Origin of the sequence: Mangrovicella endophytica (genome assembly GCF_002893625.1) — a bacterium.
Lineage (GTDB): Bacteria > Pseudomonadota > Alphaproteobacteria > Rhizobiales > Rhizobiaceae > Mangrovicella > Mangrovicella endophytica.
Genome location: NZ_PKMZ01000003.1, coordinates 238,871 through 253,373, shown reverse-complemented (window position 1 = coordinate 253,373; position 14,503 = coordinate 238,871). Strand labels below are relative to the sequence as shown.

15 protein-coding genes are annotated in these 14,503 nt (G+C 67.8%); 3 read left to right on the top strand and 12 right to left on the bottom strand.

Translation table 11 applies throughout. The annotated features are described in order from the left end of the window. Window positions 1-3: 3 nt before the first annotated feature. Window positions 4-660, bottom strand: a complete 657-nt coding sequence (locus C0R46_RS10065) for a cytochrome c3 family protein (RefSeq protein ID WP_245413512.1) — start codon at window positions 658-660, stop codon at window positions 4-6. Window positions 661-1,017: 357 nt separating this feature from the next. On the opposite strand from C0R46_RS10065, the gene C0R46_RS10060 reads away from it, so the two are divergent. Both C0R46_RS10060 and C0R46_RS10050 read left to right on the top strand, forming a co-directional pair. Continuing rightward, complete coding sequence (locus tag C0R46_RS10060) at window positions 1,018-1,590, top strand: NADPH-dependent FMN reductase (protein ID WP_102959759.1); 573 nt, start codon at window positions 1,018-1,020, stop codon at window positions 1,588-1,590. Between the two features lie 166 nt (window positions 1,591-1,756). Then, a complete protein-coding gene (locus C0R46_RS10050) occupies window positions 1,757-2,485 on the top strand; it encodes a glutathione S-transferase (protein ID WP_102959487.1) in 729 nt (242 codons plus the stop codon). Window positions 2,486-2,581: 96 nt separating this feature from the next. Here C0R46_RS10050 and C0R46_RS10045 read toward each other — a convergent pair whose 3' ends face one another. The 11 genes from C0R46_RS10045 to C0R46_RS09995 all read right to left on the bottom strand — a co-directional run bounded on the left by C0R46_RS10045 (window position 2,582) and on the right by C0R46_RS09995 (window position 12,947). Next, window positions 2,582-3,409 carry a lytic murein transglycosylase gene (locus tag C0R46_RS10045; RefSeq protein WP_102959486.1) on the bottom strand — a complete coding sequence of 276 codons (828 nt, stop codon included), beginning with the start codon at window positions 3,407-3,409 and terminating at the stop codon, window positions 2,582-2,584. Window positions 3,410-3,721: 312 nt separating this feature from the next. Next, the gene (locus tag C0R46_RS10040; RefSeq protein WP_102959485.1) at window positions 3,722-4,369 is read right to left on the bottom strand and encodes a LutC/YkgG family protein; all 648 of its coding nucleotides are present in this window, start codon (window positions 4,367-4,369) and stop codon (window positions 3,722-3,724) included. After that, the gene (locus tag C0R46_RS10035) at window positions 4,366-5,823 is read right to left on the bottom strand and encodes a lactate utilization protein B (protein WP_198598287.1); all 1,458 of its coding nucleotides are present in this window, start codon (window positions 5,821-5,823) and stop codon (window positions 4,366-4,368) included. Before C0R46_RS10035 ends, C0R46_RS10040 begins: the two co-directional genes overlap by 4 nt. A 1-nt stretch (window position 5,824) precedes the next feature. Continuing rightward, window positions 5,825-6,628: a (Fe-S)-binding protein gene (locus C0R46_RS10030; RefSeq protein ID WP_102959484.1), complete on the bottom strand. Its 804-nt coding sequence runs from the start codon at window positions 6,626-6,628 to the stop codon at window positions 5,825-5,827. Window positions 6,629-6,767: 139 nt separating this feature from the next. Next, complete coding sequence (locus tag C0R46_RS10025; RefSeq protein ID WP_102959483.1) at window positions 6,768-7,217, bottom strand: MaoC family dehydratase; 450 nt, start codon at window positions 7,215-7,217, stop codon at window positions 6,768-6,770. Between the two features lie 89 nt (window positions 7,218-7,306). Then, window positions 7,307-8,446 (bottom strand): extracellular solute-binding protein, encoded by a 1,140-nt coding sequence (locus C0R46_RS10020; protein WP_102959482.1) that lies wholly within the window; start codon window positions 8,444-8,446, stop codon window positions 7,307-7,309. Beyond that, window positions 8,443-9,603, bottom strand: coding sequence for a CaiB/BaiF CoA transferase family protein (locus C0R46_RS10015; protein ID WP_102959757.1), 1,161 nt, complete (start codon window positions 9,601-9,603; stop codon window positions 8,443-8,445). Before C0R46_RS10015 ends, C0R46_RS10020 begins: the two co-directional genes overlap by 4 nt. Before the next feature lie 166 nt (window positions 9,604-9,769). Then, a complete protein-coding gene (locus C0R46_RS10010) occupies window positions 9,770-10,831 on the bottom strand; it encodes a Gfo/Idh/MocA family protein (protein ID WP_245413511.1) in 1,062 nt (353 codons plus the stop codon). A gap of 109 nt (window positions 10,832-10,940) precedes the next feature. Beyond that, window positions 10,941-11,270, bottom strand: a complete 330-nt coding sequence (locus C0R46_RS10005; protein WP_102959480.1) for an L-rhamnose mutarotase — start codon at window positions 11,268-11,270, stop codon at window positions 10,941-10,943. Further along, on the bottom strand, window positions 11,267-12,106 hold the full coding sequence (locus C0R46_RS10000; RefSeq protein ID WP_102959479.1) for an amidohydrolase family protein: 840 nt from the start codon (window positions 12,104-12,106) through the stop codon (window positions 11,267-11,269). Before C0R46_RS10000 ends, C0R46_RS10005 begins: the two co-directional genes overlap by 4 nt. Before the next feature lie 61 nt (window positions 12,107-12,167). Then, window positions 12,168-12,947, bottom strand: a complete 780-nt coding sequence (locus C0R46_RS09995) for an IclR family transcriptional regulator (protein WP_102959478.1) — start codon at window positions 12,945-12,947, stop codon at window positions 12,168-12,170. 180 nt (window positions 12,948-13,127) lie between these two features. Between C0R46_RS09995 and C0R46_RS09990 the strand changes: the two genes are divergently transcribed. Next, window positions 13,128-14,456: an extracellular solute-binding protein gene (locus C0R46_RS09990; RefSeq protein WP_198598286.1), complete on the top strand. Its 1,329-nt coding sequence runs from the start codon at window positions 13,128-13,130 to the stop codon at window positions 14,454-14,456. The last annotated feature ends 47 nt before the right edge of the window (window positions 14,457-14,503 follow it).

The following is a 14,503-nucleotide window of genomic DNA, read 5'->3' as shown; positions in this document are numbered from 1 at the left end:
CGCTCATCGGTGGCACACGGAGCAATCGGTGAGGTGCTCGGCCCGGGTGCCGTAATGGGCGAGGAGCGCCCGACCCTTCGCCGGCTGGTCCGCCGGGGGCTGCCAGCGCATGTCGAAGATCGCCTCTTCCGGCCGCAGCTTCGCGGCGGGATCGCGATGGCAATCGAGGCACCAGCCCATGGTCATCGGCTCGGCCTTGGCCATCAGCGGCATCGCGGCGACGTCGCCGTGGCAGGACGAGCAGCCGACGCCGTTCGACACATGGACCGAGTGGTCGAAATAGACGTAGTCCGGCAGGCTGGTGACGCGCTGCCAGCGCAGCGGCCGGTTATCGGCAAGACTTTTGCGCACCGGCGCCAGCATCGCGGCATTCGTCCAGATCTGCGAATGGCAGGTCATGCAGGTCTCGGTCGGCGGCAGGTCGGCAAAGGCCGCCTTTTCCACACCCGTGTGGCAGTAGCGGCAGTCGATGCCGAGCTCGCCGGCATGGTGGCGATGCGAGAAGGGCACCGGCTGCTCGACATAGCGGCCGACGCCGGTATAGGCGCTCGATCGATAATAGGAGAAGCCGAGAAGCCCGAGCGAGCCCGGCAGGATGGCCAGCCCCAGGAGGCCGAGGCGCATGAAGAGGTTCGCCCGCTCCCTGAATACTTGCGCCACTGCGGCCGTCCCTCACGCACCGCGCCCCGTTCATCGCGGTCCGTCAAAGGGTAGACCGATCGCCGGCTCGGGGAAGGGCAAAGGCGCAATGAAGCCTAGAATCTCTCCAGCCTGCTACCGAACGGCCACGGTTGCGCCGGCGCTGGCGCATTGGACGACGCGAACGTAGCTCCTTCACACAAGCGCCGCGCCGAACGGCGAACACAGCGTCGACATTCCGAGCCCTCGCCAGAGGCCGCGCAGCAGCGCATGGAGCCTGATCGACCTGACCTGCACAGCGGGCGCTGGCAGGCAGGCTTGCCGCGGCGGCGGCCGCCCTCATCTAAGCCGCCGAGCGCCTTGGACATGGAGACCGATATGGCTGATCTCACCCTCAACGTCGTCACCGTTTCGACCCGCCCGGGCCGCAAGGGCCCGATCATCGCCGACTGGTTCGTCAAGGCGGCCGGCGAGCACGGCGGCTTCGATGTCGCGCCGGTGGATCTTGCGGAGGTCGCGCTGCCGCTCTTCGACGAGCCCGAACACCCGGCGCGGCAGACCTACCATCACGAGCATACCAAGCGCTGGAGCGCCATCACGGCGAAGGCCGACGCCTTCGTCTTCGTGACGCCGGAGTACAACTACATGCCGCCGGCGAGCTTCTTCAACGCCGTCGACTACCTCCATCGCGAGTGGCACTACAAGCCGGTCGGCTTCGTCTCCTATGGCGGCGTCTCCGGCGGCATGCGGGCGGCGCAGGGCGCCAAGCAGCTCGTTCCCACCATGAAGATGATGCCCATCCCCGAAGGCGTGGTGATCCCGGTCTTCACCAACCACATCAAGGACGACGTCTTCGAGCCGAACGAGCTGCACAAAGTCTCGGCGACGGCCATGCTGGACGAGCTGGCGAAGTGGGCGACGGCACTGAAGCCGCTGCGCCAGCCCGCCTGATCCACGCCGTCGAAGGCGGTCGCATGGCGCTCACGCTTGGGTGCGAGCAGGACCGGGCGGCCGCCGCGGCATTCCGGCTGACACGCCTTGGGCTCGCCGGGGACGAGCCGCCCACGGCCGAGCCCGATGCTATCAACATCTAATCGAAGCTCGAGGGGACATCCGCATGGCCTATGATCTCTACTACTGGCCGACCATCCAGGGCCGCGGCGAGTTCGTCCGCCTGGTGCTGGAGGTCGCTGAGGTTCCCTATCGCGACATGGCGCGGCTGCCGGAGAGCGAAGGCGGCGGCGTTTCCGCCATGATGCGGCTGCTGGAGACCGGCCACAACGGCCATATCCCCTTCGCGCCGCCCTTCCTGATCGACGGCAACCGGCTGATCTCGCAGACCGCCAGCATCGCAGCGTTTCTGGGCGAGCGGCGCGGACTGGCACCCGAGGACGAGGCGGGCCGGCTTTTCGCGCGCTCCATCGCGGTCACCACCGCCGATCTCGTCGCCGAGGCGCATGACGTCCATCACCCCATTGGTGTCGGCCTCTATTATAAGGATCAGAAGGCCGAAGCGGCCCGGCGTGCGCAGGAGTTCCGGAGCGAGCGCATTCCGAAGTTCCTCGGCTGGTACGAGCGAATCCTCCAGGCCAATGGTGGCAAGGGACGGCTCGTCGGCGAGACGCTCACCTATGCCGATCTCGGCCTCTTCCAGGTGATGGCGGGACTCACCTACGCCTTTCCGCGCCGCATGGCGGCGATTGCGGCGGATTATCCCGGCATTGCCGGACTGGTGATGCTGGTGGCGGCGGAGCCGACGCTGATCGCCTATCTCGGCAGCGACCGCCGCCTGCCCTTCAGCGAAGACGGCATCTTCCGGCACTATCCCGAACTCGACGCGGACTGAACGGCGCAAGGTAGGGCCGGAACCAAAACGGCCGGGCGCTGGCCCGGCCGTCAGGATCGGAGGAATCCCAGCCCGCGGGACGGGCCAGCCGGTGGCTCAGCTCGCGAGCTTGGAGGCGAAGAGGGCCAGCGCCTTCTGGTAGACGCCGGCCTTGTTCCACTCGCGCAGCCCCGCGAAGTTCGGCTCGCCCTGCTGGTAGCCGGCACCCGGCTGCCAGCCATGCTGGCGCAGGAAGTTCGCGGTGGAGGCCAAAACGTCCGCCTTGGAGCGGATGAGGTCGCGGCGGCCATCGCCATCGCCATCCACGGCGAAGCGCACATAGTTCTTGGCGAGGAACTGGGTCTGGCCGATCTCGCCGGCCCAGGCACCCTTCATCGCCGAAGCGGACATGTCGCCGCGCTCGACGATCTGCAGGGCGGCCATTAGTTCCTCGGTGAAGAAGTCGGAACGGCGGCAGTCATAGGAGAGCGTCGCCAGCGAGCGGAACACCGGCATGTTGCCGGAATTGGCGCCGAAGCCCGTTTCCATGCCCCAGATCGCGACCAAGACTTCCTTCTGGACGCCGTAACGCTGCTCGATGGAGTTCAGCAGCTTGGCGTTCTGCTGAATGATCTTCTTGCCCTTGGTCACGAAGGAGGCCGGGGCGCGGCGCTGCATGAAGGCATCCAGCGACAGGTTCATCGAATGCTGGTTGCGATCGAGGCCGATGACCTTCTTGTCATAGGTGACACCGCTGAGAGCGCTGTCGATCGTCCGCTGGGAAATACCGTTCGCGGCGGCCTGACCCTTGAAGTCGTCGAGCCACTGACCGAAGCCGGCGCCATTGTTGCCGCAGGCGGCGGCAAAGGCCGGCACGGCCGGCAGTCCGATGGCGAGAAGGGCGGTCGCAACTGCGGCCCGCACGATCTTGGCGTTGACGATCATCCTGTCATCCTTGTTGGTTGGGCGGCCGTGCCGGCCCGTGACGCATCTACGTGAGAACCGCTCGAGCGGCTTCCTGCCGAAGGCGGCGGCTACCATGCAGCAGCACCGCGATCGGCTGTCATGCCGCTCGTCTACCGTATTCCCTCGCATTTGCGTAGTGCGCCAATGTGACGGCGTTCGGGCAGCTCCGACGCTTCGTTCATGCCATGCGGGCGTTGCAGCGTCGACCTTCTTACCTCAGGGAATGCCGCATCCATAAGGCGAATATCTGCTGATCGAATGCCGCGACGACGTTCCTTCGCTCGCCCTCTCTCAGCCAACGATGACGACGTGCAGCGTGCGCGGACCGTGGACGCCGATCACCAGATTGCCTTCGATGTCGGTCGTGCCCGAGGGGCCGGTGACGATCATCACGTTGCGCCCGGCCTTGAGGTCGGCGGGGCTGAAGGCCTCGTCGAGATGGCGGACGATCCCCGATGCCGGCAGCACCGCGACATGGTGGAGCGGCAGAATGGAATCGAGGATGGCGCTCGCCGGTCCCGAACGCACCACGAGACTTGCCGTCTCGGCAATGCCGGTCTCCACGAAGGTGACGGCCACCCCCTCGTCCACCGTCTCCGTCACCGAGATGCCGGCGCTGTGCCAATCGAGGCCCGCGAGCGGCGCCACCGGCTGGATACGCGCGAGGCCGCTGATGCCGAGCCTTTGCAGATGGGCTGCAACGGCCGCCGGTACGGCGGAAATGTCCAGCACGCGCTCCACCGAGGCGCCGGGCGGCAGGCGCTTCACCGCCGCGACGAAGAGCTCCACCGCCGTGCCCTCCGGCAGGATGGGGCGGACCCGCTCCGGCGTCTCCAGCAGCCGCGCCGCCTCGCGGCGGATTTCGTCCGCCGGCGTGTCCGCGAGGGACCCCAGGGCGCCGCGGATCGCCGCGAAGATCGTGTCCCGCGCCTCGCTCATCGGATTTCGCCCTTGCCTCTGCCGGGCGCGCGCGCGCGTGCCGCGGCCGAGTTGAGGAAGGTCGAGCCGGACGGCGCCGGCATGTCGCGATGGCGTGTCCAGGCGCCGCCGACCAACGGCAGCCGCCGGATGCGCCGGCTCCGGCCAGCCATCAGCCGCAGCGCCAGCGAGGCGGCGGCCACCCCCAGCCGATAAGCGAGCGGGTGGGTCGCAAGACTGCGCCAGAGCGAGAGGCCGGAGCGCATCGTCACTGGCTCCAGCCCCTCCCGCCAGCTCTTGGTGCGCCAGCCGCGCAGCAGCGTCGGCAGCGGGATGTCGACCGGGCAGACCTCGCGGCAGCGCCCGTTCAGTGTGCAGGCATGGGCAAGATCGCGGGTCTGCATGGACAGGCCGTCGAGCGCCGGCGTCAGCACCGCGCCCATCGGACCGGGATAGGTGCCGCCATAGGCGTGGCCGCCGATCTGATTGAACACCGGACAATGGTTCATGCAGGCGCCGCAGCGGATGCAGCGGAGCATGTCGCGCAGGCCGCCTTCCTCGGCGAGCATCCGGGTGCGGCCATTGTCGACGAGAACGATGTGAAACTCGCGCGGCCCGTCCGCGTCGCCCGCCCGCTTCGGGCCGGTGTGGAAGGTCGTGTATTGCGTCATCGCCGCCCCCGTTGCCGAGCGCACCAGGAGGCGCAGCATCTGCAGCGCGTGGCCGGCGGAGGGGACGAGCTTCTCGATGCCGGCGGTGACGATGTGGACGGGCGGCAAGGTCGTCGTCAGCTCGGCATTGCCCTCATTGGTGACGACGGCGACGCTGCCGCTGTCGGCAATGAGAAAGTTGGCGCCGGAAATGCCGACATCGGCGGCGTGGAACTTCTCCCGCAGGATGCGGCGTGCCGAGGCCGCCATCTCCACCGGCGTTTCGCCGAGATCCGGCGCGGCGTGACCCGCCTTGAACAGTTCGTGGATCTCCTCGCGCGTCTTATGCATGGCCGGCCAGATGATGTGGCTCGGCCGTTCGCCCGCGAGCTGCACGATGTGCTCGGCAAGATCGGTCTCGGTGCGCTCGATGCCGGCTGCTTCCAGCGCGTGCGGCAGTCCGATCTCCTCGCCCAGCATCGATTTCGAGCGCGTCACGCGCTTGGCGCCCGCTGCCTCGCAGATGCCGACGACAATGGTCGCGGCCTCATCGGCGGTGCGCGCGAAGTGGACGACGGCGCCGGACGCCACGGCATTGCGCTCGAACTCGGCGAGGTAGTGGCCGAGATGGGCGACGACATGATCCTTGATCGCCTTGCCATGGGCACGGGCGACGGCGAAATCAGGCCACTCGCCGACGATCGCGGCGCGCTTGGCCCGGGCCGTGCCCGCGGTGCGGTCGATGGCGATCTTCAGCTGCCGGTTGGCGAGCGCCTCCGCGGTGCGCCGGTCGAAGCCGGGGACGATCTCGCTCGCTTGTGCCAACTCAGCGCTCCTCGCCCAGGCCCGGCAGCGCGCCGCGGCCCGCCAGCACCTCCACCGTATGGTAGGTGCGCACCGTGGAGCCCTGGCGCTTCAGCTTGCCGGCCATGTTCATGAGGCAGCCGAGATCGCCGCCGAGCAGGATGTCGGCGCCGGTGGAGCGGATCGCCGCCGTCTTCTCGGTCACCACAGCGTCGGCGATGGCGGGATATTTGATGCAGAAGGTGCCGCCGAAGCCGCAGCAGACATCGGCATCCGGCAGCGGCACGAGCTCCAGCCCCTCGACGCTCTTCAGCAGCTGGCGCGGCTGGGCCCGGATGCCGAGCTCGCGAAGCCCCGAGCAGGTGTCATGGTAGGTCGCGGTTGCCGGGAGCCGCACCGGCGGCGGCGTGAAGCCGAGCACGTCGACGAGGAAGCTCAGCACCTCGTGTATGCGGCTTGCGAGCGCGCGGGCCCGCGGGCCCCAGACCGGATCATCGGCAAACAGGGCGACATAGTCATGCGCGATCGTTGCGGTGCAGGAGCCGGAGGGCACGACGACGTGGGCAAACGGCTCCAGCACGGCGATCTGGTGGCGGGCCATCGCCTTGGCGTCTTCAGCGTCACCGGCGTTCAGCGCCGGCTGGCCGCAGCAGGTCTGCTCCAGCGGCACGACGACATGGCAGCCCGCGGCTTCCAGAAGGTCGATGGCGCTTTCGGCAATCTGCGGACGCATGACATTGACGAGGCAGGTAACGAAGAGCGCGACCTCCAGCCCCTCGCCTGGTCCCTCCGCCGCCGCTGCCGGCGCTCCATCGTCAGGACGCATCGCCTTCTCCATTCCGACAGCGGCAGCTGATTTGTCGCTGACGCCGGATCACCGGCGGCAACTTATGCCCGTTCGACATCAGCCGCCAAGGCCACCCGGGCCTTGCCGACCGCGCCAGGGGCCGGGGTGGCCACCGACCTCACGCGGCCTCGCGCCGCTCCGCCAGCAGCACGTGGTCGCAGGCGAGCACCGTCTCGCCACGCTGATTCACCACCCGGCAGCTCTCCACGACGCGGCCCATCGAGGCGCGCTTCAAGTCCGGCTCCAGGCTTGTGACCGTCAGCACGGTGTGAATCGTGTCGCCGATGAAGACGGGCTTCGGGAAGCGCAGCCGCTCGTAGCCATAGGTGAAGGCGCGCGGATTGATCTCCGAGGCAGTCAGGCCGATGCCGATGGCGAAGGTCATGGTGCCATGGGCGATCCGCTGGCCGAAGGCGCTGTCCTTCATGAACTCGGCGTCCATGTGATGCGGGAAGAAGTCGCCGGTATGGCCGGCATGCACCACGAAGTCGGTCTCCGTTATGGTGCGGCCGTGCGAGCGGCGCTCCTCGCCGATCGCGTAATCCTCGAAGAAGCGCGGACGCTCCATGGCGTGTCCTTTCGATCGTGATGGCCGCTCACCGGCCGCTTGCCGACGGCGCCGGAAGGGGGCCGGGGCGCCGCGACGGCGCCCGCCGCTCAGCCGGCGGCAAAGCTCCGGCGGAACATCGCATTGAGATCGGTGACCCCCGCCTCCGGCGCCTCGCCGCTCCGCAGCGCCTGCGCAATGCGCTGCGAGGCCTCGTGCTGGAACGGCATGTAACCGTCGTGGCGCGGACGCAGGAACGAGCCTTCCAGCGTCGCGCGCGTATTCCGATAGAAGCCGAGCACCGGCGCGTTGACCCCATCATCCTCCCAGGCCGTCGCGTGCCCCGGCTGGCCGCCGGCGGCGGCGTAGGGTCCGGCCTGCACCGCGGCGCTGGCGATCCAGTAGGCGAAGTCGATGGCGGCCTCGGGATGGCGCGTCATGGCGGAGACGGCAATGCCGGTCCCGCCGAGGGTGCCGCCGACCGGCCCGTGACCGCCCGCCGCCGGGATGTCGGCAAAGGCGATGTGGCGCTGGCGGAAGCCGTCCAGCGCGTAGCTGACATAGCCGTAGGTATAGGGCACGCAGGCGATGGGCGAGTTCTCCGCCGCCATGCGCTCGAAGACGGCGATCGGATCGCTGTCGAAGTCGGCGGGATCGAGCCGGCTCGCCAGCCGCGCCATGATCGCCAGAGCCTCCGTACCGGCCTCGGCATCGACGAGGTCGCCCTCGCCGTCAACCCGGCAGGGCCGGCCGAGATTGGCTGATATCGTGTAGAAGGTCATCAGCGCATGCGGGCTGCGCAGCGGCAGGGCGACCTTGCCGTCGGCCGCCAGTGCCTCGACCTCACCCAACGTCGTCGGCGCCGTCTCGACCAGGTCGGGGCGCCAGGCCTGCACCTGCGTCGCCGCGTCGATCGGAAAGGCCCATTGCCGGCCCTGCCACTCATAGGAGCGGTAGGACGGGCCGACGGAAGCCGCCGCAAGCGCGGCACGCTCGGTTTCCCGGCCCGCCACGTCGAGCGGCAGCAGGCAATTTTCGCCGGTGATCTGGCCGACATGCGGGTGGTCGATGACGATGAAGTCGTAGGCCCGCGCCAGTTCCTCGACGGGGAAGCTCTCGAAGTCCTGCAGTGAGCGCTTGTCCCAGACGATCTCGACGCCGGTCTTGGCCTTCCACTCCGCGGAGCAGGCAACCAGCGGGTCGTAGCCACGCGGATGGCTCCAGGTCATGCCCTTCAGCGTCACGCTCACAGTCCGAACTCCTCGATGATGCGGCTGGTATGCTCGCCGATCCGCGGCGCGGCATTGGTAAAGACCGGACGATGACCGTCGACCCGCAGCGGCGAGCGGGTGGTCTCGATGCTGACGCCGTCCTCGCGCGTCACCGTCTGCAGCATGTCGAGTACGGTGAAGGCCTCGCTATCCAGCAGCTCCGGCCACTGCAGCACCTTGGCGCACCAGATGTCGGCCGGCTCCAGCACCGACAGCCAGTGGTCGCTGGTCTCGGTCGCCAGGCGCTGGGCGATGATCGCCTTGATCTCGTCGCGGGCGGTGAACCAGGTGGAGGGCTGGTCGTGATAGGGTGCAAGCTCGGCGATCTCCAGGAGGTCGGCGAGCTTGGCGATCGGCGTCATGGCGACGGCGAGAAAGCCGTCCTTCGTCGGGTACACGCCATAGGGCGCCGAGAGATAGGCATGGGCACTGCGGAAGGACGAGCGGCGCGGCAGCCGCCGGCCGTCGTTCAGATGCGTGGTCAGCACCTCGAACTGGAAGTCCACCAGCGCCTCCAGGAGGCTGGTCTCGACATGACTGCCCTGGCCGGTGATGCCGCGCCGCACCAGCGCCGCAAGGATGCCCTGGCAGAGCGCGGCGCCCGCCAGCATGTCGCCGACCGCAAGGCCGAAGGGCACCGGCCCCTGCGTTTCGTCGCCATTCAGCCACATGATGCCGGAGCGCGCCTGCGCCAAGAGGTCCTGACCGGGCCGCTTCACCCACGGCCCCTCGTTGCCGTAGCCGGTAATCGAGGCATAGACGATCTTCGGATTGATCGCCTTCACCGCCTCATAATGGAGGCCGAGCCGCTCGATCACGCCGGGGCGGAAGTTCTGGATGACGACGTCGGCCTTTTCGATCAGGCGGCGCAGGCGGCCAAGATCCTCGGCGTTCTTCAGATCGACGGCAAAGCTCTCCTTGGCGCGGTTGATCGCGTGGAAGATGGTGGAATCCCCACCGATCTCCGTATCGCTGAGATAAAGGCGGCGGGACAGGTCGCCGCCATCGGGACGCTCGACCTTGATGACGCGGGCGCCGAGATCCATCAGCCGCAGCGAGCAATAGGGGCCGGACAGGAACTGGCTGAGGTCGACGACCATCAGCCCATCCAGCGGCGGCGTTGCGTGCACGGTCATGGGCGGAACTCCTGCGCCGGCGTCGTCGCCGGTCTGCATTTCGTCGTGGGAGTGAGCGGCAGGCGCGCGCCCGAGCCGCCCGGGTCGGCAACCGGACGGCGCCGAGCCCTGGACATGGCAATTGCCTGCGCCGCCTCAGCGCGTGCGGCGGCCACGGAGATGATCATCATACCTCTGGCCGCGCCTCGATCGGCGTCGCCGGTGTGGCGCTGGAGCGGAAGCATGCCTCCACCAGCGCCATGGTCGACCAGGCGTCCTCGGCACGGGTCGACAGCGCCGCGTCCTCGCCGACGGCGAAGCGCTGCAGGTTCGCCATCGTGCCGATGAAGGCGTGCGGGAACCAAGTCCCCTCCAGCGGCACCGACTGCCAGTCGCCGCCCTTGCGGCAAAGCCATAGTTCGTCCGGCTCGCCCTCGGGATAGTTCAGGTTGACGCCGAGCTTCGCCATGGCGACGCCCTCCATCCCCTCGACGCGCAGCCAGCAGCTCTGGAATTTCCTGGCAAAATCGTGGTTGTGATTGATCGACAGGATGCAGCGCAGCCGGTCGCCATAATCGAGGATCGCGGAGGTGCGGGTCTGCGCAATCTCCGTCGAGGGATGGCCGAGCGTCTTGGCGTGGACGCCGAGGGGATCGCCGACGAGGCTGCGGATGAGGTCGAGATAGTGGATCGAGTGGACGGCGATCTCGACCCGCTTCATGCCCTTCAGGAACGGCCAGAGGTTCCACGGCGTCATCAGGTTGAGATGCATCTCGATGTCGACGATCTCGCCGAAGAAGCCGCGCGACCTGGCATCCGCAATCGCCAGCATCATCGGTGCAAAGCGCAGCTGGAAGTTCACCGCCGCGGTCAGCTGGCGCTCGCGCGCAAGCGTCAGGATCTTCGTCGCGCCGGCGAGGTCGCTGCCCATCGGCTTCTGCATCAGCACCGCCGCGCCAGCGGGGAGTTGCGGCAGGATATCGAGATGGGCGGCAGGCGGCAAAGCGAGGTCGAACACCGCGTCCGCCACGGCGGCGGCCTCATCGACGCTGCGGTATTGCGCAATGCCCCAGCGGCTTGCCGTCGCCTCAGCGCGACTGGCGTCGACGTCATAGACGCCGGCGACCGGCAGCCCAGCCAGGCGATAGGCCGGCATATGCGCATCCGAGACGATGCCGCCGGCGCCGAAGATCACGATCGGGCGCGGCGACGATGGCAGCGGCCAGTGCTGGCGCAGCGCATGATCCACGACTTTGGCCTCCCCGATCATCCTTCCTATGTGAATGATGATTTCATATGTGGGCTATCGGTGCAAGCGCGGTGCTACTAACGAGGGCCGGGCGCGGCGGGGTAATCGTTCAATCCTGGTGGAACACCTCCTCCAGCGGCGCCCACCATTCGCCTTCGGCGCGCGTCTCCAGCGGCACCTGCAGCGGCATGCAAACGCGCCACCAGTCCTGCGTCACGGGATCGGCGGCCATCATCGCCATGTCGGCGTCATGGTGGGCGCCGTGATAGTCGTAGGACGCGAAGAGGAGGTTCTCCGGCTCGCGCAGATAGATCGTGTAGTTGCGGATGTGGCATTCGGCGATCTTGGCCGCGACATCCGGCCAGACGGCGGCGTGCAGCCGCTTGTACTCGGGTATTGCCTCCGGTCGGATCCCGATCACGAAGCCCATGCGGATCATGCGACCTCTCCTTCCAGCCCGTAGATGCGGACGGCATTGCGGCTGAGGAGCCGTGCCTTCTCGTCGTCGCTGCAGCCGGCGAGGAGCTCGTGCGTCGCCTCGACCCAGCGGGTCAGGTCGGCGGTGAGCCGGCAGACCGGATGGTCGCTGCCCCAGACGATTCGGTCCCAGCCGAAGCACTCGATCACGTGCTCGACGTAAGGGCGCAGCGTGTCGGTGCCCCAGTCCGCGCCGGCATAGGCGACGACCCCCGAGATCTTGGCAGCGACATTCGGCAGCTCGGCAATGGCCGATATGGCCTCGCGCCACGTCCCATAGCCGCCACCGGCGATGTCCGGCACGCCGCAGTGGTCGAGCACGAACTGCGTGTCCGGGCATTTCGCCGCGAGACTGCGGCCGACCGGCAGCTGCCGGGCAAGGACGCAGAGATCGAAGGGCAGACCGAGAGGCCCGAGCCGCCGGATGTTGTCGGCGAAGAGGTCCGTCTGCGACAGGGCGTCTGGCGCGGTGTGGAGGATGCGGCGGATGCCGCGAACCCGTGGCATGGCCGCCAGCCGCTCGATCTCGGCCGGAAAGGCCGGCTCCTCCGGACGCGCCGCCGCGACCGCGCCGACGATACGCGCATCGAGACCCTGGACGAAGCGCGTCTCCGCCTCCCGCTGGCCGGCTGCGACATCAGCCTCCATGTGGAGCGCAGCCTCGATGCCGAGGCGCTCCGCTTCGGCCCAGTAGTCCTCGGCGGAAAAAGCCTGGTCGATCGCCGGCACGCTGGCCAGCCAGTCATAGGTGAAGCGGTCGGGGTAGATCAGGTGCAGATGGGTATCGACGATGCGCAATAGTGCCTCCCTCCAGTCGTCACGTCTCAAGGACCGTCGTCACCAGCCCTGCATCCGAAGCTCAGCCACGGTCGCCAACACCCGCGGTGATCTCCGATGCGGTGCGGGCGAGCAGCTCCAGGACCGCGTCACGCGATGGCGGGCGGGCCGTGTCGATGCGCTCGAGATACGGGCAGGTCAGCGCTGCCAGCACCGTGCCACCGGGGCCGAGCAGCGGCAGCGAGATGTTGGTGACGCCGAGCGTCTGCTGGCTCTGCATCACCTCGTGGCCGCGCTCCCGCACCTCGTCCAGCCGCCGCTCGAAGTCGTTCGGCCAGAGCTCGTGCGGCATGACCTCCCGCTCCTCCAGCATGAGGCTCCGTTCGGCGGGGCTGGCGAAGGCGAGGAGCACATGGCCTGAACCGGTGTTAACGAGGCCGATATGCGAGCCGACCTTGATGGTGACGCCCCAGTAGCCCGGCGAGTCGACCTGCGCGACCACCACCAGTGAGCCCCGGTCGTAGACGACGAGATGGCAGGACTGCTCGGCCTCCCGGGCAAAGCGGCGCATCGGCGGCAGAGCCTGGCTGACGAGGCGGCGTGTCGGCGGGTGCCGGTAAGCCAGCGAGAACAGCTTCAGCGACAGCTGGTAGCGATCTCCGGCGTCGCGGATGACGTAGTGGCGGCGCACCAGCCGGTCGAGCATCCGGTAGATCTCGTTGGGCGTGCGCTCCAGCGCCTTGGCGATCTCCGCCTGCGACAGGCCCTCGTCGCAATCAGCGAGGAGCTCGAGAATGTCGAGGCCCTTGTCCAGCGCCGGCGCGCGGTAGCGCTCCGCAACATCGTCTCCGAGCTCCGACATCCCATCCCTCCGGTCCGGCGGTTACGCGCCAGTCATGATCGGCGCAGTCGACATGCGCAACGGGCAGCGCTTCCGACCGACGCCCGGCGATTGACCGGATCATGCAGATCGTGCTTACCTGCGAATGAAGTTTTTAAATTTGCATGATCAACAATCAAGTCTGTTCTGGGAGGAACGATCATGTCGCCGTGGAAATCCACCACCCTCGCGCTGGCGCTCGCCGGCGCAACGATGCTCGCCTCGCCTGCCCTCGCCGATTTCGACTACGGCAAGTTCGACGGCGTCACGCTGAAGGTGAAGCTGATCGGCGGCACGCAATACGAGAAGCTCTACACCCGTATTCCGGAGTGGGAGAAGCTGACCGGGGCCAAGGTCGAGATCGTCTCCTCCAAGAACCACTTCGACCTCGACCGCGAGATCAAGCAGGACATCGCCGGCGGCACGGTGAACTGGTGCGTCGGCTCGAACCATACGAGCTTCGCGCCCCAGTATGGCGACCTTTATATCGACCTGAAGGAGAAGATCCCGGCCGAGGAGCTGGCGCTCTACGTGCCGGGGACGCTGAAGTCGGCCGAGGTCGACGGGCGGCTCGTCCAGCTGCCGCGCGTCACCGACGTCTCCAACCTCTACTACAACAAGCGCGTCTACGGCGATCCGGCCGTGCAGGCCCGCTACAAGGAGAAGTTCGGCAAGGACCTCGTTCCGCCCGCGACCTTCGACGAATTCAAGGAGCAGGCAATCTTCCTCGCCTCGCCGCCGAACCTCTACGGCACGGCCTTTGCCGGCAAGGACGAAGGCATGACCGGCCGCTTCATGGAGCTGGTGCGCGCCAATGGCGGCGACATGTTCGACGATCAATGGAACCCGACCTTCAACGGTCCCGAGGGTGTCGCCGCCCTGCAGTGGTTCGTCGACCTCTACAATGCCAAGGCCGTACCGGCCGGCACGGTCAACTACACCTGGGACGATATCGGCCAGGCGTTTGCCGCCGGCACGCTCGCCCTCGATCTCGACTGGCCGGGCTTTGCCGCCTTCTACAATGACAAGGACAAGTCCAAGGTCGCCGGTGACGTCGGCTTCGCCGTGGCGCCGACGGGCGCGGGCGGCAAGCGCGGCGCCTGGTCCGGGTCGCACTCCTTCTCCGTCACCGAGTCCTGCCCGGACAAGGACGCCGCCGTCAGCTTCGTCGTCTTCATGACGAACTACGATTCGGAGATGCTGGAAGCCGAAGCCGGCAACCTGCCGACCCGCACCAAGGTGTTCGAGGACGTCGTCGCCAAGTTCAAGAGCGACAGCAACACCTACATGGCCGACATGTTCGAGACCTGGGAGAAGTCGCTGGCCGACGCCCGCACGCCGCCGCTGGTGCCGCAGTGGATCGAGGTCTCCAACGTGATCTGGCCGCAGCTGCAGGCCGCCATCGTCGGGGAGAAGACGCCGAAGGAAGCGCTCGACCAGGCGGCCGACGAGGCCCGCACCATCCTCGAAGATGCCGGGATGATCCAGTAGCGGCCATGGCCATCAGCCATTCCCGGTTCGGCGCGGCATCCGCCGCC

What these genes read in the sequence shown, in the direction of transcription:
- C0R46_RS10040 (WP_102959485.1), bottom strand. Translation starts at nt 4,369, where the DNA reads ATGAGCGAGGCGCGGGACACGATCTTCGCGGCGATCCGCGGCGCCCTG.
- C0R46_RS10045 (WP_102959486.1), bottom strand. Translation starts at nt 3,409, where the DNA reads ATGATCGTCAACGCCAAGATCGTGCGGGCCGCAGTTGCGACCGCCCTT.
- C0R46_RS10060 (WP_102959759.1), top strand. Translation starts at nt 1,018, where the DNA reads ATGGCTGATCTCACCCTCAACGTCGTCACCGTTTCGACCCGCCCGGGC.
- C0R46_RS09995 (WP_102959478.1), bottom strand. Translation starts at nt 12,947, where the DNA reads ATGTCGGAGCTCGGAGACGATGTTGCGGAGCGCTACCGCGCGCCGGCG.
- C0R46_RS10050 (WP_102959487.1), top strand. Translation starts at nt 1,757, where the DNA reads ATGGCCTATGATCTCTACTACTGGCCGACCATCCAGGGCCGCGGCGAG.
- C0R46_RS10030 (WP_102959484.1), bottom strand. Translation starts at nt 6,628, where the DNA reads ATGCGTCCTGACGATGGAGCGCCGGCAGCGGCGGCGGAGGGACCAGGC.
- C0R46_RS10025 (WP_102959483.1), bottom strand. Translation starts at nt 7,217, where the DNA reads ATGGAGCGTCCGCGCTTCTTCGAGGATTACGCGATCGGCGAGGAGCGC.
- C0R46_RS10015 (WP_102959757.1), bottom strand. Translation starts at nt 9,603, where the DNA reads ATGACCGTGCACGCAACGCCGCCGCTGGATGGGCTGATGGTCGTCGAC.
- C0R46_RS09990 (WP_198598286.1), top strand. Translation starts at nt 13,128, where the DNA reads ATGTCGCCGTGGAAATCCACCACCCTCGCGCTGGCGCTCGCCGGCGCA.
- C0R46_RS10005 (WP_102959480.1), bottom strand. Translation starts at nt 11,270, where the DNA reads ATGATCCGCATGGGCTTCGTGATCGGGATCCGACCGGAGGCAATACCC.